A 21,456-nucleotide genomic window follows, 5' to 3' on the forward strand; every position below is an offset into this window, starting at 1 on the left:
GCCGTCGATGCAAATGTTGCGCCTTATCCTTCCTGCGGCAGCGCTGATCGCACCGATGCCGGCATTCGCCAGAACGCCGGCGGGGTGTCAGATCGCCAAAATGCTCGAGCTTCCCGTGACGATGAACGGCCGATCACCGATGGTGCTCGCCAAATTCGGCGCCAAGGATGCGCGCTTCATCCTCGACAGCGGAGCCTTCTACAGCACGATCTCGCGGGCGAACGCCGCCGAGTTCGGCGAACGCGTATTGCCCCTGCCGAGCTATTTCCGGATCACGGGCATTGGCGGCGATGCCTCTGCCGCCTTCATCACCGCCAAGGACTTCTCGCTAGGCGGGATCGCCATCCCGAAGGCGGATTTTGTCGTGGCCGGTAGCGACACCGGGACCGCGGGGCTGCTTGGTCAGAACGTCCTCGGCATCGGCGATGTCGAATATGATTTGCCGCACGGCGCTGTCCGGTTGATGAAGGTGACCGGGTGCGCGAAGGCCAACTTGGCGTATTGGGCAGGCGACAAGCCCATCACGATGGTCCCGCTCGCCGCGCCGGGTCCGGGGCCGTGGAAACCGCATACGATCGGCACGATCCTGCTCAACGGCGTCAAGATCCGCGCGATGTTCGACAGCGGCGCGCAAAGCTCGCTGGTGTCGCTCGCCGCGGCCAAGCGCGCGGGGGTAACGCCCGACTCCCCCGGCGTCATCCGCGCCGGATTTAGCCGCGGCCTCGGCGCGCGGCAGGTGCCGGCGTGGCTCGCGCCGTTCGACACGATCGACATTGGCGGCGAGGCGATCCGCCGCCCTCGCCTGACCATTTCCGAGATCGGGATGCAGGATATCGACATGCTGGTCGGTGCCGATTTCTTCCTGACACACCGCATGTTCGTGTCGAACGCCAATCGCGCGCTGTTCATCACCTATGAGGGTGGCCCGGTGTTCAACTTGACGCCAAAGGGCGCGATGTCGGCCGAGGGCAAGGCGCTCGACTTGACCAACGTCGCCCCCGAGCCGACCACCGCCGAGGAATATAGCCGGCGCGGCGCGGTCTTGTTTTCCAACCACCGCGTTACCGAGGCGTTGCTCGATTTCTCCAAGGCGTGCGCGCTCGCCCCGACCGAGGGCCGCTATTTCTATCAGCGCGCGATGGCGCGGCTCGCCAATCGCCAGCGCGACGCGGCGCTCGGCGATCTCGCCGAATCGATCCGGCTCGCGCCGGGCGACCCTGACGCACGGATCGCGCGGGCGCGGCTGAAAGTCTCGATCGCGCCACGCGCCGAGGTGCTCGACGACGTCAAAGCCGCCGATCGCGCGATCGCCCCCTCGTCGGACAAGCGGCTCGCCGTTGCGAGCCTGTACGACCGGCTCGACGAACCCACCGCCGCGCTTGCCAATTACGATCAATGGCTCGCCAGCCATCCGGAGGACAGCGGTCGCGCATCGGCGCTCAACGGTCGCTGCTGGGCGCGCGGCTTGCTCGGGACCGAGACCGACAAGGCGCTGTCGGATTGCAACGCCGCGATCCGGATCCAGCCCAAAAACCCGTCATACCTCGACAGCCGCGGGCTGATCCGGCTGCGGCGCGGCGAGCTCCGCCAGGCGCTCGCCGATTATGACGCCGCCCTGGCGGTCGCGCCCAAGAACCCCTGGACGCTGTACATGCGCAGCCTCGTCGCGGCGAAGAGCGGCGATACGGTAAAAGCCGAGAGCGACCGCGCGCTGGCGCTGAGCCTCGACCCCACCGTGGTCGAGCGCGCGCGCAAGATCGGCCTCTGACCAGGCAACGCCCCAACTAACTGCAAATTTGTTCATGCCGCGTGCGTCTTACGCACGCTTGCGCTCGTACCTGCGCCGACAAGAACAGCCAAAGCGGTCTCGCGGCGGTTAGCGTCCTGTCGTGTGTAGGCGAAGCGGTGACATCGCAGATCAAGGTCCGCCACGGAGACGTCGCGGTCGTGGTCCGACGATGCACCCGCAGCAGGGGAGGTCTGAACCGATGACCGACGATGCAAGCAAGCAACTGATCGACGTTCTGGATCGGCGTGTCGAACGCCGCAACGAACGCCGTGATTTCTTCAAGACCGCCTTTGGCGCCGCAGCCGTCGCAGGCGCCGGCATCGGCGCGATGTCGATGGGCAGCCGCGCCTCGGCAGCCGACCCGACCACCCCGACCGATCCCGACATCCTCAACTTCGCGCTCAACCTCGAATATCTCGAGGCGCAGTTCTACAGCGTGGCCGTCACCGGCGTCGGCCTGTCGCCATCGATGCTGACCGGAACCGGCACACAAGGTGCCGCGGTCGGTGGCCGCAAGGTCGTCTTCACCGACCCGCTCGTCGCCGCATACGCCAAGGAAATCGCGGCGGATGAAATCACGCACGTGACCTTCCTGCGCACTGCACTCGGCAGCTCGGCCGTCGCGCAGCCCGCGATCGACATCGGCATCACGCCAACCGGCGCGTTCAGCTCGGCCGCCCGCGCCGCAGGCCTGATCGCCTCCGCCCCTGCCGGCACCGCGCAGACTTCGGTGTTCGATCCCTATGCGAACGACGACGCCTTCCTGCTCGGCGCGTTCATCTTCGAGGACGTCGGCGTCACCGCGTACAAGGGCGCTGCCCCGCTGCTCACCAAGACGTATATCGAGGCAGCCGCCGGCATCCTCGCGGTCGAGGCGTATCATGCCGCGCTCGTGCGCACCGCGCTCTATGCGCGCGGCGTTGCGACCCCGTCGCTGCGCACCTCGGCCGATGCGATCTCGAACGCCCGCGACTCGCTCGACGGGACGAGCGACCTCGATCAAGGCATCTCCCCGACGACGATCAACGGCGGCGCCGCCTCGAACATCGTGCCGCTCGACAGTAACGGCATCGCGTTCAGCCGGACCACCGGCCAGGTGCTGAACATCGTCTATCTGAACAATGCTTCGGTCACGATGGGCGGGTTCTTCCCGGCTGGCGTGAATGGCAACATCAAGACGAGCGCCGCGAACTAAGCCGCGCCGTTCCCATTTGGGGAGATATCGACATGACCGATCAGACCATACTCGCGCAAGTCCTCGAGGCCGGTGAACGCCGCCGCCAGGAGCGCCGCCACTTCATGCGCACCGCCGCAACCGCGACCGTAGCGGCCGGTGGCCTGTCGTTGCTTGCAGCGTGCAACGACAGCACGACCCCGACACCCACGCCCACCCCGACCCCAACGCCGACGACATCGTCGAGCATGCAGACCGATCTCGACGTGCTCAACTTCGCGTTGAACCTCGAATATCTCGAGGCGCAATTCTATGTGAACGCGGTGTACGGCCAGGGCCTCCCGGCGTCGGCCTTGACCGGCACGGGAACGCAGGGCGCCGTCGTCGGCGGCCGCCAGGTCACCTTCACCGACCCGGTCGTCGCCCAATACGCCCGCGAAATCGCGGCCGACGAAGCGGCGCACGTCACCTTCCTGCGCTCGGCGCTTGGGTCGGCAGCGGTGGCGCAACCGGCGATCAATATCGACGGCGGTGCCAATGGCGCCTTCACCATGGCGGCGCGCGCTGCCGGGATCGCGACCAACGCGAGCGGCGCGATCGACAACACCGCCGGCACGTTCGATCCCTATGCCAGCGACGTCAACTTCCTGCTCGGCGCCTTCATCTTCGAAGACGTCGGCGTGTCGGCCTATAAGGGCGCGTCGCCGCTGATCACCAACAAGACCTATCTCGAGGCGGCCGCTGGGATCCTCGCGGCCGAGGCCTATCATGCCGGCCTCGTCCGCACGGTGCTCTATGCCAAGGGTCTGGCGACGCCGTCGCTCGTCACCGCGGCCGGCAAGATCAGCGATGCGCGCGACAGCCTCGATGGCGCAAGCGACGACGATCAGGGCATCGCTGGCCCAGACGCGAGCCAGTCGAACATCGTGCCGACCGATGCCAACGGCCTCGCCTACAGCCGGACGACGGGCCAGGTGCTTAACATCGTCTATCTGTCGAAGTCGGCTTTGGTCGGTGGCGGGTTCTTCCCGAACGGCATCAACGGCAATATCCGGACGAGCGCAGCGAACTAAACCGCCGCACCGCACGTTCATGGCCCGCGCGACACCTGTCGCGCGGGCCTTTTTCGTGGGCGACGTCGTGCGCTGTTGCGCAACCCGGCGTTCGCGCGCAGCAAGCAGCCCTGAAACAAGGAGGATCCGATGCGTAAGGTGATGATCGCGACGACGGCCCTGCTGGGCCTGGCAGCCTGCAATACCGAGCACCCCGGCAAGACCGGCGCGCCGATCGCGCAAGGCGCGCATGCGGTCGCCAAGCTGCGCACCGCCGATGGCGCCGATGTCGGGCGCGCGACGGTGACCGAGGTCACCGGCGGGCTGCGTGTGACGCTCGACCTGCAGGGCCTGCCGCCGGGCACGCACGGCGCGCATATCCACACCGTCGGGCGCTGCGACGCCCCCGATTTCGCCACCGCCGGCGGCCACTTCAACCCGCTCGGCACAAAGCACGGGTCGATGAACCCGCAAGGCCCGCATGAGGGCGACATGCCCAATCTGATCGTCGGGGCGAACGGGCGCGGCACGATCGGCGCGGTGCTGCCCGCCGCGACGATGGCGGCCTTGCTCGATGCCGATGGCGCCGCGATCGTCATTCACGACAAGCCCGACGATCTGATGACCGACCCATCGGGCAATAGCAGCGGGCGGATCGCCTGCGGCGTGTTCGCCGCGAGCTAGCCGTTAGATCGCTTCCCCTGCCGCGCGCGCCCAGGCCTCACGGTTGGCCTCGGCGCGCGGGACGAGCTTGTACGCCCCGATGGCGGCGGCGATCGTGATCGGCGCGACGAGCAGCAGCGACAGCACGCCGGTGGAGAGGCTTCCCGACAGTGTCGAGATCCGCCCCGCGAGATACGGCCCCATCGCCAGACCGAGCAGCGTGGTGCCGATGAAGAACGTCCCCGTCGCGGTGCCGCGCATCCGCGGCAGCACGAGATCCTGCATCGTCGCCCCCGCCGCGCCGAGCGCGGTGCTGGCGCAGATCCCCGACAGGAACACCGCGGGATAGAACACCATCGTCGACGTCGCGGTGAAGGCCAGCATGACGAACGGCAGCGGGACGGTCGCCCCGAACAGCACGACGATCAACCGCCCCGCCGGGTTGCGCCGCCGCAAGCGGTCGGCCGCGATGCCGCCAAGCGTCACGCCGAGAAACCCGCCGAGCGCACCGCTCGACCCGACCAACAGCCCCGCCATCGCCGGCGTCTCGTGCAGCGTGCGCAGGACATAGGGCGATGCCCAGAAGCTTACCGCATAGCTGACAAAGGCGTTGAGACCGTATGCGATCACGACGCACAGGAAGGCGGGATTGCCGACGATTAAGCGGAAGGTCGGCGGATCGCGGCGCTTGAGCGCACATGCCCAGGAAAACACCGCATAGGCGCCGATCCCGATCGCGACCCATTGCGGCCAGGGCTCGCCGAACGCGATCAACAGCGTCACCGCGCCGACCACGACGCCCAGCCCGAGCAGATTGACCAGCAGCGCCCTGCCCCCGCCCATCGCCGCGCCGATCAGCGTCAGCGGTGGCAGGATCGTGACGAGTTCGGCGAGGAATTCCTTGAACGGCGCGGGATGCGCCGGCGGCTCGGGCAGGCCTTCGACCGCGCCGCGGATCGGTTCCCGCAAGGTCGCGATCACGAGCGCGAGCACCAGACCCGGAATGCCGACGATCATGAACGCCGCTTGCCAGCCATGCAGCCCGAATGGTCCGCCATCGGGATAAGCGTGGTTCCAGCGCTGGACGATCAGCCCGCCGATCCCGAGCGACAGCCCGCCGCCGACATACAGGCCCGACGAATAGATCGCGAGCGCGGTCGCGCGCAGCCGCTTTGGAAAGTAGTCCGAGATCAGCGAATAGGCCGACGGGCTGGCGGTGGCCTCGCCGATGCCGACGCCGATCCGCGCGGTCGCCAACATCCCGCCGCTGCGCGCCATCCCCGAAAACGCGGTCATCGCCGACCATAATGCGAGCCCGAGCGTCATCAAGCGGACGCGGTGCCAATTGTCGGCGAGCCGCCCGAGCGGAATCCCGAACAACGAATAGAATACGCCAAACGCCGTCCCGTACAGAAAGCCGAGATCCTCGTCCTTCAAATGCAGGTCGCGTTTGATGTCTTCGGCGAGGATCGAAATGATCTGCCGATCGACGAAATTGAGCACGTACACGAGGAAAAGGATGCCGAGCACATACCAGGCATAGGCCGGCGCGCGCGTCGGCGCGGAACCCGGAATGGTCGCCATCAATCGATCCTCTCGGCATTTTCTGCTCTGCCGATGGCACTAGCAGACCATACCCGAAATACGAAAGCGATTTTCGCGCGGACTTCGTGGCAGTGCGACCCGACACACGCGCCCACGCCGTGTGAGCGCGTTTGTAACAAAGTGCTGCTGCCATAAAACGCTACCGCTCACGCTCTGCGGATTCGCTTGAAATGGTCCGGGTGAAGGCCGATATTACTGGTATCCGGCACTTGGCCGGTCATTAGGAGCTTTTCGCAATGGCAAACTGGTCTGATCCCCGTTCGAATGCCTCGGCATTCCAGACGGCCGGGACCACGCGCACCGACGCGTATGACGCGGGTCTGCGGCGCTACATGCTCTCTGTTTATAATTACATGGCGTCGGCCGTGCTGCTGACGGGTATCGTCGCGCTCGGCTTCGTCGCCAGCGGCTTTGCCGCGCAGGTCTTCGGTGGCCCCGGCATCCTGAAGTGGGTCATCTCGCTCGCCCCGCTCGGCTTCGTGTTCGGCATGAGCTTTGGCCAGGCACGCATGACCAACGGCACGCTGCAGGCGATGTTCTGGGGCTTCGCGGTCGCGATGGGCCTCTCGCTTTCGACGATCTTCCTGGTCTACTCGCCCGTCGCGATCGCGCAGGCGTTCTTTGCGACCGCGGCTTCGTTCGGCGCGCTGAGCCTTTACGGCTACACCACCAAGCGTGACCTCTCGGCGTTCGGCACCTTCCTCATCATGGGCGTCGTTGGCCTGTTCGTCGCGAGCATCCTCAACATGTTCCTGCAGTCGGGCCCGCTCGGCTTCGTGATCAGCCTGGTCGGCGTGCTGCTCTTCGCGGGCCTCACCGCCTACGACACGCAGCGCACCAAGAGCCTCTACGCGCAGGTCGCCGGTACGTCGGACGAACAGCGCGTGACGATCATGTCGGCGCTCAGCCTCTATCTCGACTTCATCAACATGTTCCTGTTCATCCTGCGCTTGTTCGGCAACCGCAACTAAGCGTATCAGGGATACCATCTTACAGGGCCCGGCGGACCGCTCCGTCGGGCCGTTTCTTTTGCGCGAAAGACCAGCATGCGGCTCGGGATCGATGTGACGCTCGATTATACGATCGATGGCGCGGCCGATGTGCTGCTGCTGATCGAGGCCGCAAAAGGCATCGACCAGCGGCTCGAACTTCAGGACATGCGAGTCTACACCGACACCCCGCTCCGCGCGGTGCCGGGCGAAGCCGGGATCGGCCAGCGCTGCTGGGCGCGCGGCGACGGTCCGTTCCGCGCCGAATACAAGGCGATCGTCGAGATCGGCCGAACGCCGATCGACCTCGCGACGCTTGGCGATACGCCGATCCGCCTGATGCCGGGCGAGACGATCCCCTATCTCCTCCCCAGCCGCTATTGCGAATCCGACCGGCTCGAGGGCTTCGTCCATCAGGAATTTTCGGGTCTTGCGGCCGGGCCGCTCGCGATCGCGCTGACGCAGTGGGTTGGCGATCATCTAACGTACGCGTGCGGGACATCGACCGGCACCACCACCGCGATGATGACCTTCGCCGAACGCCGCGGCGTCTGTCGGGATTATGCGCATCTGCTCGTCGCGCTCGCGCGCGCTGGCGGCATCCCGGCGCGCTGCGTCTCGGCCTATGCGCCCGGCGTCGATCCGCCCGATTTCCACGCCGTCGCAGAATTGTGGATCGACGGCGGCTGGCATTTGATCGACGCGACCGGAATGGCATCGTGCGCCGACCTTGCCCGCGTCGCGGTGGGGCGCGATGCCACCGATATCGCGTTCATGACCGTGTTCGGCACCGCTACGCTCAACTGGCAGAATGTTGCGGTCACGAAACTATCCTGAGGGAACACCGCAGCGCGCTCGAGTGTTGGGGCTTTCTGTTATTCAGGAGAGCCAAGATGACCGAAGACACCAAACTGGTTGATCAAAAAGCGCTTGACAGCCTGTCGGTCGCGCCCGGCAACCCCGACGATGCCAAGGATATTCACGATCCACGGCAGAATGCGGGCCAGGACGAGTCGATCGCCAAGCGGCTCGAACGCAATCCCGACAGCCCCGATGCAGCCCTCGACAATGCGCTCGATGAATCGATGGACGCGTCGGATCCCCCCTCGAACACCCAGCCGGGCGACAATGGCGCTGCGCCCAAGTCCTCGGGCTATGACTCGGACGCCGAAGCCAAGCGCGCGAGCGACGCGGACTGAACTCCAGCGGCGGTCGCGCAGATGTTGCGCGATCGCCGCAGATCGCGAACTTATCCTTCTGATAGGTCATTTCTATCATAAGATATGTTGCGTCGCATCACGAAACGTGGTCGCTTGATGGGCGGGGACGGTGCGGCGTTAACCATGGCGAAAGGCCTTGAGGCGCAACGTTACTCGACTGCACTTTAGAGTGGGGTGACGGAAATGGGCTCTCGAATGAAACCGGCCAATGGCGCGATGACGCTGTCGGAAATGCAGGAATTTGCGACCTTTGCTTCGGCGACGCAGCGCTACGTGCGTCGCTCGCTCGACATTGGCCTCGACCGTGACGACGCGATCGAACGCTGGTCGCGCGATGGGGTCGAAACCGCGAGCATTCGCGCGCAAGCCCGCCTCTACACCCGCCTCCCCGCGATCCGGGCTCTACTTCCCGATGACACCGGGCTCGACGCGATCGAACCGTTCCTGACGCCGTTGATGACGGTCACCGCGTTCGATCTCGGCCAGGGTCGCCTCACCACTTTCGCGGCGTATCGCTTCCTGTACGAACGCCTCATCGGCGCCGAAGTGCGGCCATGGCTGCCCGCCGCGTTCTGCTCGGCGGCGGCGCTTCCGCATCTCCATCCCGACCTTCGGCGCAAGCTGCTCCAGTCGATCAGCGAAGCGGCGGCGACCGCATCGGGCTGGTCGAACCGCCAGCCGGCCTTCTATCCGAAATGGGTCGAAAAGGTCGAATCGACCGCCCTTCCGCACTGAGGCGCGACGCTACCCCCGAACCGCCGCGCTCATCGGCTCGGCGGTGACGGGATAGCCGAGATCCTCGGGAATGCAGAGATATTCGCGCCCATCGCGCGTTTCGCTCCACGGCGTCACGGTACGGATTTCATGCGCATGGGCATTCGCCACCGCGGCATCGAAATCCGCGAATTGCGCGAGCCGCTCGAGATTGCGCCGCGTCGGGAAGATGATCGTCGCGCGGCCCGCATCGGCATCGTCGAGCACATCCTGCGCGGTCGCCCAGAAGGTGCGGACATTCTCGGTCGCATCGACCACCGCGGCCGCCGACTCCGCGGGCAGCCACGCGAGATAGAAGCGCGTGTCGAAGATCCGGCTCGCCGCGTGCGCCGGCAGCCACCGCGCAAAGCCGGTCAGCGCCGACGGATCGAGCGTCAAAGACAGTTGGTGGAGCACCGCGCCGAACGCGACACCGTCATGCAGCGCAGCGCGCAGCCGCTGGAGCGTCGCCCCCGCCATCGGCGACATGCCGACGGCAACGCCGACTTCCTCGATCGTCTCGCGGATCGCGGCGATCCGCGCCGCCATATCATCGGGGTCGCCGCCAAGCTCGAGCGCGAGCGCGCGATCGCCCGGATCGACGCGCCCGCCCGGGAACACCAATGCCCCACCCGCGAACACCATCGCGCGCGATCGCTCGACGAACAGAAGTTCGGGCGCCGGGCCACCCGTTTCGCGAAACAGCACCAGCGTGGCGGCGGGGATCGGCGTGCTCATGCGCGGAATGCCCAGCGCAGCGTGCTCGCGACGCCGAACGTGCCGGCGCGCAGGAACGGCACGCCAAGGCTCGGCTGCGCGAGGCCATGCATCGCACGTGCCCAGCGGGGAAGCAGATCGACCCCGGCCTGCAAGGTGATCGACGCGAACGGGCCCGCCGCGACCGAGGGCGCGGGCTGATCGAACAGCACGCTCGCCACGTCGCGCGTGCGCGCATCGACCAGCAGCTCGGGCCGCATCGCCGCCATGATCGCCTCGGCCTCCGCGCGGCTGTGCGGCACGGGATCGACTCCGAGCGGCGCCGCGATCCGCGCCATCTCGGCGACGTAGCAGTCCTGGTCGGCGCGCGACATGGTCGGCTCGCCATAGCGGATCCAGCCATCGAGGAAGCTCAGCACCTCGCAGACATGCACCCAGGCGAGCAATGCGGGATCGCCGGCGCGATACGGCGTACCATCGGGCAACGTCCCGCCGATATGATCGTGGATCTGCCGCACGCGCGCGATCAGCGCGCGCGCATCGTCGGGCGCGCCGAAGGTGGTGACCGCGATGAAGCGCGCGGTCCGGCGCAGCCGCCCCTGCATGTCGTCGCGAAAGCCCGAATGGTCCCACACCCCGGCCAGCACCTTGGGATGGAGCATCTGGAGCAGCAGCGCAGCGATCCCGCCGACCATCATCGAGGTGACGTCGCCATGGACGCGCCACGCCACCGAATCGGGCGGAAACAGTGCGCCCGCATGGCGCTGCACTGGCTTTTCGCCCCGCGCCGCATCCTTGAACACGGCGCGTACTTGCCCGACGATCAAGCCCTTGAGCGGACGAGTCAGGTGGCTGGCAGCAGACATGCGGCGCATCGTGCCCGAAGGAAGGCAGTGCGGCTAGGCCCGCGATGCAGCGCGGAGCGGATTTGATCGAGAGCGAGATCTGGCGTGGTGGAGCTGAGCGGAATCGAACCGCTGGCCTCTGCAGTGCGATTGCAGCGCTCTCCCATCTGAGCTACAGCCCCGCACCACGCCCGCGCCCCGTTTTTGGGCGGTACGCCGCCTTAACGAGGCTTTTTGAGCGACGCAACTGCCCGCCTTCGCCGGCAGAAATTTCCTTGCGACGAAGCGAATGCAGGCTGCGACGCATGCGGCCCGAACGCGGCTAAGTCCCGGAACGGATGGCGATCTCCTGCGCTGTATTGAACAGCCCCGCCGACACGAGCAGATCATGCGGCGCGGCGTTCACCGTCTCAGGAGGACGATATCATGGGTTATGAACGCTATCCCCGCAGCACTTCGGGTGGATATGACGATCGCGACCAGGGCCGAGCGTATGGCCGCGAATCCAACAACCGCGATTCCTACGGCGTCGACCGCGATCGCTATGGCAGCCGCGACGCCCAGCCCTGGGGCGCCTACGACGAATTCGGCCAGCGCGACCGCTATAACGACGACGCCAGCCGTGACTCCCAGCCGCAGTCCGGCCGCGACTATGGCTATCAAGGTCAGGGCTATCAGGGCCAGGGCGGATACCGCCGGGACAATGATGGCCGCAACGGCTACGGACAGAACGGCAATCAGGGCGACCGCTACGGCGCACGCGACTATGGCCGTCCCGACATGTACCGCGGCACCACCAACGATCGCTTCCAGCAGGATCGTGGCCAGCAAGGTCGCGCCCAGCCGGGCTATGGCCGCCAGCCGCAGGGCTATGACTATGACGATCGCGGCTTCTTCGACCGCGCCGGTGACGAAGTCCGCTCGTGGTTCGGCGACGAGGAAGCCAATCGCCGCCGCGATCTCGACGCACGCTATGACGAGCAGCGCTCCGGCCATCCCAGTGATGACCATTACAGCGACTGGCGCCGCTCGCAGATCGACGCGCTCGACCGCGACTATCACGAATATCGCCAGGAAAACCGCACCAAGTTCGACAGCGAATTCGGCACATGGCGCACCCAGCGTCAGACGCAGCGCGGCTCGCTCGCGCAAGTCACCGAGCATATGGAAGTCGTCGGTTCGGACGGCGCGCATGTCGGCACGGTCGACAAGGTGCGCGGCGACCGGATCATCCTGACGAAGAACGACGCCGATGCCGGTGGCCGGCATCACTCGATCCCGTCGCGCTGGCTCCAGTCGGTCGCCGACAAGGTGACGATCTCGAAGACCGCCGAGGACGCCAAGGCACATTGGCGTGACGAGGAACGCAACCAGGCGTTCTTCAACGAAGACGGCACGCATCGCGCTGAAAAGAGCGACGACAAGACCACCACGGGCACGCAGGGCTTCGGCCAGACCACGCGGACCTATTGACGCGAGGCGCCCCGCTCCCGGTCGGGAGCGGGGCCAGCCGTGCGAAAGGTGGCGCACGACGCGGAAGCCGCCCCCCTTCCGTCGCGCCGCTCCTCGGCCCCTCTCCCCAGTGGAGAGGGGCTTTTTGTTGGTCCGGTTACAGCGCGCCCGAGAAGGTGTCGCACTGCGCGGGGTCGCCGCTGTCCATGCCCTTGCGCAGCCACGCCATGCGCTGCGCCGAGGTGCCGTGGGTGAAGCTGTCGGGCACGACGCGGCCCTGCGACTGCTTCTGGAGCGTATCGTCGCCGATCGCCTGCGCCGCCGTCATGCCTTCCTCGACATCGCCCGCGTCGAGCCGATCCTTGTTCTGCGCGGCCCACACGCCGGCATAGCAATCGGCCTGGAGCTCGAGCTTGACCGAGGCCTGGTTGCCCTCGAGCGCGCTGCCACGCTGCTGGATCGACGCGACTTGATCCGACGTGCCGAGCAAATTCTGGATGTGATGGCCGAATTCATGCGCGACGACATAATCCTGCGCAAAATCGCCCTTCGCGCCGAAGCGATTGGCCAGTTCGTCGAAGAAGCTGGTGTCGAGATACACGCCCTGGTCGCGCGGGCAATAGAAGGGCCCCATCGCGCTTTGCGCCGCACCGCAGCCCGAGCGGCCGTTGCCGGCAAAGAAGACCAGCTTCGGCTGCTGGAAGGTCTTGCCTTCCCGCTGGAAGATAGACGCCCAGGTCTTGTCGGCCGAACTGAAGGCGTTGCATGCAAGCTTGCTTGCCGCATCGGTGGTGCAGCTCGCGGTCGCGCTCTTGCCGGAGCTCGGCTGCCCGACCTGTTCGGTCGGCGCCGATCGCTGGCTCGTTCCGCCACCGCCGAGCATGCCCATCCCGCCGCCAAAGAAGAACAGCACGGCAAGCAGGATCGCGACGCCGCCGCAGCCGAAGCGGCTGAACACCATCGGCAGCAGCCCGAGCAGCAAGCCACCCCCACCGCCGCCGCCGCCAAATCCGCCAAATCCGCTGCCGCCTTGACCGCGCTGGTCCTCGACGTTGATGTTGGGGTCGAAATCGTCGAGGCGCATTGGATCAGTCCCGGGGTCGTTGCCGCTCGATGCTGAATGCTTCGCGCGCGCGCTTGTTGCAAGGAGCACTTGCTCCCGATCGACCGCCACATGACGCGGCTTTCATCAAACTGTCGTTGATCCGCTCCGGCAACACGCGCATGTCGGACGCATGGCAGATGCAGCTCCGACCCGGCCGAAACGTCGCGCGAAGGCGCTTCCCTTGCCCGATTGCGTCGCGCTGGTGCTGCAGGGCGGCGGCGCGCTGGGCAGTTATCAGGCGGGCGTGATCGAGGGCCTGGCGGCGAGCGGAATCGAGATCGACTGGGTTGCCGGCATCTCGATCGGCGCGATCAACGCCGCGATCGTCGCGGGCAATCCGCCCGAGCGGCGGGTCGAGCGGCTGAATATCTTCTGGGACACGGTCACCTCGGCCTTGCCCAGTTTCCCGATCTTCCCCGACGACCGGATCCGCGAATTCCTCCACGAATGGTCGGCGGGCTTCGTGCTTGCGGCGGGCGTGCCGGGGTTCTTCAAGCCGCGGCTCGTCTCGCCGATGTTCGCGGCGCCCGGCACGCCCGGCGCGATGAGCTTCTACGACACCGCGCCGCTCGAGGATTTGCTCGACGCGCTGGTCGATTGGGATCTGCTCAACCATGGCCCGGTCCGACTTTCGGTTGGCGCGGTCGATGTCGAGAGCGGCAATTTCAGCTATTTCGACACGACCGAGACCGTGATCGACGCGCGCCATATCATGGCGTCGGGCGCGCTCCCGCCTGGCCTGCCGCCGGTCGAAATCGACGGGCGGCTGTGGTGGGATGGCGGCCTCGTCTCGAACACGCCGCTGACGCACGTGCTCGATCATCAGGACGGCGCGCTGCTCGCTTTCCAAGTCGATCTCTTCTCCGCCGCGACCGAGCGCCCGCGCACGATCATGGACGTGATGGCACGCGAGAAGGAAATCCGCTTCTCGAGCCGGACGCGGCAGGTGTCCGACCAGGTGATGAAAGTCCGCAAGGACCGCGAACTCGCGCGCAAGGTGCTCGCCAAGCTTCCACCCGAGCTGGCCGACGACCCCGACGTGGTCGCGCTGCGCAACCGCTCGAACGAGGACCCGGTCAACCTTGTCCACCTGATCTACCGCGCAAATGCGTGGGAGGGCGGCAGCCGCGATTTCGAGTTTTCCGCACGCACGATGCGCGAACATTGGGAGGCGGGGCAGGAAGCCGTCGCCGAGACGATGGCGCATGCGCAACTCGTCGCCGAGAATATCGAGACCGGCAAGAGCGCCGCGTTCGATTTGACCGTTCACCGCACGCCCCTACCCTGACCGAAACGGAGATACGCATGTTCCTCAAGGGCAAGACCGCCATCGTCACCGGCTCGACCTCGGGCATCGGCCTTGAATATGCCAAGCTGTTCGCCGCCGAGGGTGCGAGCGTCGTCATCAACGGCTTCGGCGATGCCGCCGCGATCGAGACCGAGCGCGCCAAGCTCGAGGCGGCAAGCGGCGCCACGGCGCTGTACGACGCCGCCGACATGACCAAGCCCGAAGAGATCGCCGCGATGGTCGCGCGCTGCCATGCCGAGCTCGGCGGGCCCGACATCATCGTCAACAATGCCGGCATCCAGCACGTCGCTACAATCGAGGACTTCCCCGCCGACAAGTTCGAGGCGATCATCAAGATCAACCTCAACTCGGCCTGGTACATGATGCAGGCCGCCGTCCCGCTGATGAAGGCCAAAAAATGGGGCCGCATCATCTCGACCGCCTCGGCGCACAGCCTCGTCGCAAGCCCCAACAAATCAGCCTATGTCATGGCCAAGCATGGCCTTGCCGGCCTGACCAAGACGATCGCGCTGGAAACCGCGACCTATGGGATCACCGTCAACTGCATCTCGCCCGGCTATGTCTGGACGCCGCTGGTCGAGGCGCAGATTCCCGATACGATGAAGGCGCGCGGCATGACCAAGGAGCAGGTGATGAACGACGTCCTGCTCGAGGCGCAGCCGACCAAGGAGTTCGTGACCGTCGATCAGGTCGCAGCGCTCGCGCTGTTCCTCTGCCGCGAAGAGGCAAAATCGATCACCGGCGCCAATCTCTCGGTCGATGGCGGCTGGACCGCCGCCTGATCGGGCTTTTCGGCCGCGGCGGCGCGTGGTTGGCAACCTAGCACCGCCGTGGTTAGTTGTGCGCGCTATACCGGTCGCAATGAAAGAATGGTCGCCTTGAAGAAATTTGCCCGGGGTTTGGGATCGACGTTGTGTACGCTGCCGTTCGCGCTGTTCGGCCAATGCGGCGCCGGGGCGCACAAGACGATCGAAGTGCGGATCGAGCCCCGCTCGTTGATCGGCGTCTCGCACGACACCACCGATTGGCGCCGCGTCGCCACCCCCAACGATCGCGAGCGGCTGCGCGGCTGGCGCCAGGCGTGGATCGCCGCGCTCGCCAAGGCGTCGGCGAGCGTCAATGCCGGGACGCTGACGGCCGATCCCTTGCTGTTCGACCCAGACCGCGCATTACCCGGTGCGACGCCACCGCCCGGCGCGTATCACTGCCGCGTCTACAAACTCGGCGCCAACGGCACCGCGATGCACAACATCACGATCTATCCCGAGGTCGATTGCCACGTCACCCGCGATGGCGCGGTGTCGAGCCTCTACAAGGTGTCCGGGCCACAGCGCCCGGTCGGCCTGCTCTTTCCCGACTCCTCGTCGCGCGCGGTGTTCCTCGGCACGATGGTGATCGGCGACGAAACGCGGCCGCTCAATTACGGCCAGGACGTCAATCGCGATCTCGCCGGGTATGTCGAACGGATCGGCGAGCAGCGCTGGCGCCTCGTGCTGCCACGCCCCCGCTTCGAATCGCTGCTCGACGTGGTCGAGATCGTTCCGATCCCGCGCTGAGTCCTCAGTCCGTCGGCGCCGCCGGCAGCCGCGCGGCGTCTTCCTTGCGTTCGGGGCGAATATAGATCGTCGACAATTTGGGCTCGGCCGCCTTCAATTCGGTCTCGATATCCTCGATCAGCAACTCCGCCTCGCCCATCGTCAGCGAATCCTCGAAGTCGGCGCTGATCGCGAGGAAGATGCTTTCGGGCGCGGTATGGATCGAGCGGACATGGTTGACCGCGGTGATCTGCGGCCGGCGATCGACGATCGCGTGGACCTTTGCGACGATCTCGGGGTCGGCGCCCTCGCCGATCAGCAAGCCCTTGGCCTCGCGCGCGAGCAGCGCGGCGACGACGCCGAGCAACACGCCGATGACGATCGAGGCAATGCCATCGATCCGCGGATCGCCATAGGCATGGCTCAGGAACACGCCGGCACCAGCGACGATCAGCCCGCCAATCGCCGCCGAATCCTCGAACAGCACGATGAAGCCTGCCGGATCCTTCGACCGGCGCACCGCCTTCCACCAGTTCACGCCGCGATTGGCTGCAGCGAATTCGCGGATCGCGAAGAACCAGGATCCGCCCTCGAGCGCGAACGACACGCCGAGCACGATATAATTGACCAGCGGATCGCGCAGCGGTTCGGGATGCTTGTAATGCTCCCAGCCTTCATAGATCGAGACGCCCGCGCCGACCCCGAAGATCAGGATCGCGACGACGAAGCTCCAGAAATAGAGTTCGCGGCCATAGCCGAACGGATGCGCCTCGTCGGGCGGGCGCTTGCCGCGGTGCTGGCCATACAGCAGCAGCACTTGGTTGAAGCTGTCGACGACCGAGTGGAAGCCCTCGGTCAGCATCGACGACGATCCGGTGAACGCCGCTGCGACGAATTTCGCCACCGCGATGCCGAGGTTGGCGGCAAGCGCCGCGATGACGACGAAGTTCGAGCCGCCTTGCTTGGTCGCGGACATAGTGGAAGCTCCCTTTGGCGGCGACATAAACGCGCCGCCCGGCGCTGACTATGCCTTATTGCGCAACGGTAGCGCGCGCACGACCATAAGCGAAATAGACCGCCAGCCCGACCGCGTTCCACGCGAGGAACGAGATTTGCGTCACCACCTGCAGGCTGGTGAACAGATAGACGCAGCCGAGGATCGCGAGCGGTGCGACCACCCAGGCGAGCGGAGTGCGGAACGGCCGTCGTGCGGCGGGGTCACGCCGGCGCAGCACGAGCACGCACGCCGCGACCGCGACGAACGCACACAGCGTGCCCGCATTGGCGAGGCTGGCGATCACGTCGAGCGGGGTCAGCGCGGCAATGACGCTGACGAATACAGCCGTCACCAGCGTAATCCGTGCCGGCGTGCCACGCGTCGACAGCCGCGCGAGCGCTGGCGGCAGGAAGCCGTCGCGCGCCATCACCAGGAAGATTCGGCTCTGGCCATAGAGGAAGCCGAGCAGCACGGTCGGCAGCGCGATCGCCGCGGCGGCGGCGACGATCGTCGCGACGCCGCCCTGCCCGATCTGGCGCAGGATCAAAGCGAGCGGTTCGCTGCTCTTGCCCAACACCGAGAAATGCACCGCCCCAACCGCGACCGCGGCGACGATCATGTAGATCGCGGTGCACGCGACCATCGATCCGATGATGCCGATCGCCAGATCGCGCTCGGGGTTGCGCGTTTCCTCGGCGGCGGTCGAGATCGCGTCGAAGCCGTAGAACGCGAAGAAGATGATCGCCGCAGCCCCCATCACGCCATACTTCACGCCGCCATCGCCCGCGACGCTACCATAGCCATAGGGCGCGAACGGATGGAGGTTCGCCGGATCGAAATGCGGCAGCGCAACCGCGACGAACAAAGCGAGCGTGACGATCTTGACCAGCACGAGCACGGTATTGATCCGCGCACTCTCGCGCGTGCCGAGCGTCAGCAACCCGGCGACGACGGCGATGATGAACACCGCGGGCAGGTTGATCCCGAACGCGCCGCCGATGCTCGGCCCGTGCGTCGCCCAGTCCGGCAGGTCGATGCCCAGACCATGCAGAAAGCCGACCGCATAGCCCGACCAGCCGACCGCAACGGTCGACACAACAAGCGAATATTCGAGGATTAGGCTCCACCCGACCACCCAGGCGATCACCTCGCCGAGCACGGCATAGCTATAGGTATAGGCGCTGCCCGAGGCGGGGATCATCGTCGCCATCTCGGCATAGCAGAGCGCGGCACACGCGCAGATCGCGCCCGCGATCGCGAAGCTCAGAAGCACGGCAGGCCCCGCACGATCCGCCCCGACGCCGATCAGCGTCAGGATCCCGGTGCCGACGATCGCGCCAACGCCCAGCGCAACGAGATGTGGCCATGACAGCGTGCGCGCCATGCGCTCCTCGACCGGCTGGTCGTCGCCGTGGAGGATGATCTTCTTGCGAAACAGACCGGTCAAAATGCTTCCCCCCCGGACCGCGACACGATCGCGCGGTCAAAACCCCTCAGCTGCGGGGACTTATTCCCACTCGATCGTGCCGGGCGGCTTGCTCGTATAGTCGTAGGTCACGCGGTTGATGCCCTTGACCTCGTTGACGATTCGCGTCGCGACCCGCGGCAGGAAGTCGCCGGGGAACTGGAACGCCTCGGCGGTCATGCCGTCGGTCGATGTGACGGCGCGCAGGGCCAGCACATTGTCGTAGGTGCGCCCGTCGCCCATCACGCCGACGCTGCGCACCGGCAGCAGTACCGCGAACGCCTGCCAAATCGTGTCGTACAGCCCCGCCGCGCGGATCTCCTCGAGATAGATCGCATCGGCCTTGCGCAGGATGTCGCAGCGTTCCTTGGTCACTTCGCCCGGAATGCGGATCGCGAGACCCGGCCCCGGGAAGGGATGCCGCCCGACGAACGCCTGCGGCAGGCCAAGCTCCATGCCGAGCGCGCGGACTTCGTCCTTGAACAGCTCGCGCAAGGGCTCGACGAGTTGCATGTTCATCCGCTCGGGCAGCCCGCCGACATTGTGGTGGCTCTTGATCGTCACCGATGGGCCGCCAGTGAAGCTGACGCTCTCGATCACGTCGGGGTAGAGCGTCCCCTGCGCGAGGAAATCGGCACCGCCGACCTTGCGCGCCTCTTCCTCGAACAGATCAATGAACGCGCCGCCGATGAACTTGCGCTTCTTCTCGGGGTCGGTCTCGCCCGCGAGGCCGGCGAGGAACGTCTCTTCCGCGTTCACATGGACGAGCGGGATATTGTAGCTGTTGCGGAACAGGCTGACGACCTGCTCGGCCTCGCCGGTGCGCATCAGGCCGTGGTCGACGAACACGCAGGTGAGCTGCTCGCCGATCGCTTCGTGAATCAGCACGGCAGCAACCGCCGAGTCGACACCGCCCGACAGACCGCAGATGACGCGGCCGCTGCCGACCTGCGCGCGGATCTCGGCGACCTTGGCGGCGCGGAACTCGGCCATCGTCCAGTCGCCGGTGAGGCCACAGACGTGGCGCGCGAAATTGGCGATCAGCTTGGCGCCGTCGGGGGTGTGCGCGACTTCCATGTGGAACTGCGTCGCGTAATATTTGCGCGAATCGTCGGCGACGACCGCGATCGGCGAGCCGGGGCTGACCGCGACCGGGCGGAAGCCGGGGGCGAGCGCGCTGACCTTGTCGCCGTGGCTCATCCAGACGGTGTGCTTCTCGCCCGTCTTCCACACGCCGTCGAAGAGGACGCAGTCGTCGGTAATCTCGATCACGGCATGGCCGAACTCGCCGCTTTCGCCGAGCGTGACGTTGCCGCCAAGCTGCTGCATCAGCACCTGCTGGCCGTAGCAGATCCCCATGATCGGCACGCCGCTGTCGAGAATCGCCTGCGGAATGCGCGGGGATCCCTCGTCGAGCACCGAGGCCGGGCTGCCCGACAGGATCACGCCCTTGGGCGCCATTCGCGCAAAGGCCGCTTCTGCGGTGGTGAAGGGAGCGATCTCGCTGTAGACGCCGGCTTCCCGCACGCGTCGCGCGATCAATTGCGTTACCTGGCTGCCGAAATCGACGATGAGGATCGAGTCTGTCGGATGGGTCATGCCGCCAGATAGCAGATGCGCGCCGTGGGGGAAGAGTTTTGGGGACGAAATGACCGACACCTATTTAAAAGCCGCAGCGCGCGCCGGATTCGAGCCGATGGTCGTTGCCGCCGGCGAGGACGGGCGCAAGCTCGCAGGGCTTGCCGGGCTCGCTGCGAAGATCGGCCTGCGTGGGCGCGTCTACCCGCTTGCGATGCAAGCGCGCACGCACGAGCCCGACGATGTCGAGGTCGCCGCACGGACGCAGCAACTGATCGGCCAGAGCGTCCCGCGCTGGCATTTCAACATGCTGCGCGACGAACCGCGCAACGCTGCGTTCGACGCCGCGATCCGCCGCGCGGTGACGCCGGGCACGCATGTTCTCGACATCGGCGCAGGGAGCGGCCTGCTCTCGATGATGGCAGCGCGCGCCGGCGCCGGGCGCGTCGTCGCATGCGAGGAAAATCCCGCGATCGCCGACATGGCGCGACAGATCGTGGCGACGAACGGCTTTGCCGACCGCGTGCGCGTGGTGACGGGCAATTCGACCGAGCTCGACGTTGAATCCGATCTCGAAGGCCGCGCCGACGTGATCGTCTCGGAGATCGTCTCGAACAATTTGCTGGCCGAGGGTGTGCTCAAGACGCTCGCCGACGCCGCGACGCGGCTGCTCGCGCCGGGCGGTCAGATGATCCCGGCGGGCGGCGACGTGATGATCGCGCTCGGCAGCTGGTCGGCGGCGGAGGAGCACCGGATGACGATGGTGGCGGGCTTCGATCTCGGCGGCTTCAACGCGCTGACGCAGGTCCCGCGCAACGTTGCGGTGAGCGATGCGACGCTCACGTTGCAAAGCGATCCGGCGGCGTTGCTGTCGTTCGACTTTACCGGCGAGGCGGCGCGCGAGCCGCATCACGGTGCGGCGACGCTCGTCGCACAGGGCGGACCGATCGGCGGGATCGTGCAGTGGATCCGGCTGCAGCTCGACGAGGTCGTCGATTACGAGAACCGGCCTGGCCCCGATGCGAAATCGCATTGGGGGGCGCAATATTACCCGTTCGATGTGCCGCTCGAGCTGGCGGCGGGGACCGCGGTGCGCGTCGTGGGGGTGCATGACGGGCACCAGTTGCTGGTGTGGCGCGAAAACGCGGGCGCGACAGAGCTCCCCTCCCCTTCAGGGGAGGGGCTGGGGGTGGGGCTGTAACGGGCAC

General features: G+C 66.5%; 20 protein-coding genes and 1 tRNA gene. 13 read left to right on the forward strand and 8 right to left on the reverse strand.

What is annotated here, in order from left to right:
• Nucleotides 1-7: 7 nt before the first annotated feature.
• The 4 genes from QN347_RS03120 (at nucleotide 8) to QN347_RS03135 (ending at nucleotide 4,699) form a co-directional block, all read left to right on the forward strand.
• The gene (locus QN347_RS03120; RefSeq protein WP_323493964.1) at nucleotides 8-1,768 is read left to right on the forward strand and encodes an aspartyl protease family protein; all 1,761 of its coding nucleotides are present in this window, start codon (nucleotides 8-10) and stop codon (nucleotides 1,766-1,768) included.
• Between the two features lie 220 nt (nucleotides 1,769-1,988).
• On the forward strand, nucleotides 1,989-2,984 hold the full coding sequence (locus QN347_RS03125; RefSeq protein WP_322162758.1) for a ferritin-like domain-containing protein: 996 nt from the start codon (nucleotides 1,989-1,991) through the stop codon (nucleotides 2,982-2,984).
• 32 nt (nucleotides 2,985-3,016) lie between these two features.
• Nucleotides 3,017-4,036 carry a ferritin-like domain-containing protein gene (locus QN347_RS03130; protein WP_133189573.1) on the forward strand — a complete coding sequence of 340 codons (1,020 nt, stop codon included), beginning with the start codon at nucleotides 3,017-3,019 and terminating at the stop codon, nucleotides 4,034-4,036.
• 129 nt (nucleotides 4,037-4,165) lie between these two features.
• Nucleotides 4,166-4,699: a superoxide dismutase family protein gene (locus QN347_RS03135; protein WP_322162756.1), complete on the forward strand. Its 534-nt coding sequence runs from the start codon at nucleotides 4,166-4,168 to the stop codon at nucleotides 4,697-4,699.
• Between the two features lie 3 nt (nucleotides 4,700-4,702).
• On the opposite strand, the gene QN347_RS03140 is transcribed toward QN347_RS03135, so the two are convergent.
• Nucleotides 4,703-6,262 carry a spinster family MFS transporter gene (locus QN347_RS03140; protein WP_133189577.1) on the reverse strand — a complete coding sequence of 520 codons (1,560 nt, stop codon included), beginning with the start codon at nucleotides 6,260-6,262 and terminating at the stop codon, nucleotides 4,703-4,705.
• A 257-nt stretch (nucleotides 6,263-6,519) separates the two neighbouring features.
• On the opposite strand from QN347_RS03140, the gene QN347_RS03145 reads away from it, so the two are divergent.
• From QN347_RS03145 to QN347_RS03160, 4 genes are all read left to right on the forward strand, one after another.
• Entirely contained in the window at nucleotides 6,520-7,254 is a 735-nt protein-coding gene (locus QN347_RS03145; protein ID WP_133189579.1) for a Bax inhibitor-1 family protein, read from the forward strand.
• Nucleotides 7,255-7,329: 75 nt separating this feature from the next.
• The gene (locus QN347_RS03150) at nucleotides 7,330-8,109 is read left to right on the forward strand and encodes a transglutaminase family protein (protein WP_322162753.1); all 780 of its coding nucleotides are present in this window, start codon (nucleotides 7,330-7,332) and stop codon (nucleotides 8,107-8,109) included.
• 56 nt (nucleotides 8,110-8,165) lie between these two features.
• Nucleotides 8,166-8,471 (forward strand): hypothetical protein, encoded by a 306-nt coding sequence (locus QN347_RS03155; protein ID WP_133189583.1) that lies wholly within the window; start codon nucleotides 8,166-8,168, stop codon nucleotides 8,469-8,471.
• 216 nt (nucleotides 8,472-8,687) lie between these two features.
• Nucleotides 8,688-9,227, forward strand: a complete 540-nt coding sequence (locus QN347_RS03160; protein WP_416194491.1) for a hypothetical protein — start codon at nucleotides 8,688-8,690, stop codon at nucleotides 9,225-9,227.
• A gap of 9 nt (nucleotides 9,228-9,236) precedes the next feature.
• Here QN347_RS03160 and QN347_RS03165 read toward each other — a convergent pair whose 3' ends face one another.
• From QN347_RS03165 to QN347_RS03175, 3 genes are all read right to left on the reverse strand, one after another.
• A complete protein-coding gene (locus QN347_RS03165; protein WP_322162751.1) occupies nucleotides 9,237-9,983 on the reverse strand; it encodes an NUDIX hydrolase in 747 nt (248 codons plus the stop codon).
• Entirely contained in the window at nucleotides 9,980-10,828 is an 849-nt protein-coding gene (locus tag QN347_RS03170) for an oxygenase MpaB family protein (protein WP_322164184.1), read from the reverse strand. The genes QN347_RS03165 and QN347_RS03170 overlap by 4 nt, the downstream gene beginning before the upstream one ends.
• 85 nt (nucleotides 10,829-10,913) lie before the next feature.
• A tRNA-Ala gene (locus tag QN347_RS03175) sits at nucleotides 10,914-10,989 on the reverse strand.
• A gap of 244 nt (nucleotides 10,990-11,233) precedes the next feature.
• Between QN347_RS03175 and QN347_RS03180 the strand changes: the two genes are divergently transcribed.
• Nucleotides 11,234-12,280 (forward strand): DUF2171 domain-containing protein, encoded by a 1,047-nt coding sequence (locus tag QN347_RS03180; RefSeq protein WP_322162750.1) that lies wholly within the window; start codon nucleotides 11,234-11,236, stop codon nucleotides 12,278-12,280.
• Nucleotides 12,281-12,416: 136 nt separating this feature from the next.
• On the opposite strand, the gene QN347_RS03185 is transcribed toward QN347_RS03180, so the two are convergent.
• Nucleotides 12,417-13,343 (reverse strand): neutral zinc metallopeptidase, encoded by a 927-nt coding sequence (locus tag QN347_RS03185; protein ID WP_322162749.1) that lies wholly within the window; start codon nucleotides 13,341-13,343, stop codon nucleotides 12,417-12,419.
• Nucleotides 13,344-13,494: 151 nt separating this feature from the next.
• Between QN347_RS03185 and QN347_RS03190 the strand changes: the two genes are divergently transcribed.
• The 3 genes from QN347_RS03190 to QN347_RS03200 all read left to right on the forward strand — a co-directional run bounded on the left by QN347_RS03190 (nucleotide 13,495) and on the right by QN347_RS03200 (nucleotide 16,229).
• Nucleotides 13,495-14,652: a patatin-like phospholipase family protein gene (locus tag QN347_RS03190; RefSeq protein WP_322162747.1), complete on the forward strand. Its 1,158-nt coding sequence runs from the start codon at nucleotides 13,495-13,497 to the stop codon at nucleotides 14,650-14,652.
• Nucleotides 14,653-14,669: 17 nt separating this feature from the next.
• Nucleotides 14,670-15,455, forward strand: a complete 786-nt coding sequence (locus tag QN347_RS03195; RefSeq protein WP_322162745.1) for a 3-hydroxybutyrate dehydrogenase — start codon at nucleotides 14,670-14,672, stop codon at nucleotides 15,453-15,455.
• 129 nt (nucleotides 15,456-15,584) lie between these two features.
• Nucleotides 15,585-16,229, forward strand: coding sequence for a DUF4893 domain-containing protein (locus QN347_RS03200; protein ID WP_322162744.1), 645 nt, complete (start codon nucleotides 15,585-15,587; stop codon nucleotides 16,227-16,229).
• Nucleotides 16,230-16,233: 4 nt separating this feature from the next.
• On the opposite strand, the gene QN347_RS03205 is transcribed toward QN347_RS03200, so the two are convergent.
• The 3 genes from QN347_RS03205 to guaA all read right to left on the reverse strand — a co-directional run bounded on the left by QN347_RS03205 (nucleotide 16,234) and on the right by guaA (nucleotide 20,269).
• A complete protein-coding gene (locus QN347_RS03205) occupies nucleotides 16,234-17,184 on the reverse strand; it encodes a cation diffusion facilitator family transporter (RefSeq protein ID WP_322162742.1) in 951 nt (316 codons plus the stop codon).
• 55 nt (nucleotides 17,185-17,239) lie between these two features.
• On the reverse strand, nucleotides 17,240-18,589 hold the full coding sequence (locus tag QN347_RS03210; protein WP_322164183.1) for an amino acid permease: 1,350 nt from the start codon (nucleotides 18,587-18,589) through the stop codon (nucleotides 17,240-17,242).
• A gap of 123 nt (nucleotides 18,590-18,712) precedes the next feature.
• Nucleotides 18,713-20,269, reverse strand: coding sequence for a glutamine-hydrolyzing GMP synthase (gene guaA, locus QN347_RS03215; RefSeq protein ID WP_322162741.1), 1,557 nt, complete (start codon nucleotides 20,267-20,269; stop codon nucleotides 18,713-18,715).
• 49 nt (nucleotides 20,270-20,318) lie between these two features.
• Between guaA and QN347_RS03220 the strand changes: the two genes are divergently transcribed.
• A complete protein-coding gene (locus QN347_RS03220) occupies nucleotides 20,319-21,449 on the forward strand; it encodes a 50S ribosomal protein L11 methyltransferase (RefSeq protein WP_322162739.1) in 1,131 nt (376 codons plus the stop codon).
• The last annotated feature ends 7 nt before the right edge of the window (nucleotides 21,450-21,456 follow it).

The organism is Sphingomonas sp. 10B4, from assembly GCF_035019905.1.
Lineage (GTDB): Bacteria > Pseudomonadota > Alphaproteobacteria > Sphingomonadales > Sphingomonadaceae > Sphingomonas > Sphingomonas glacialis.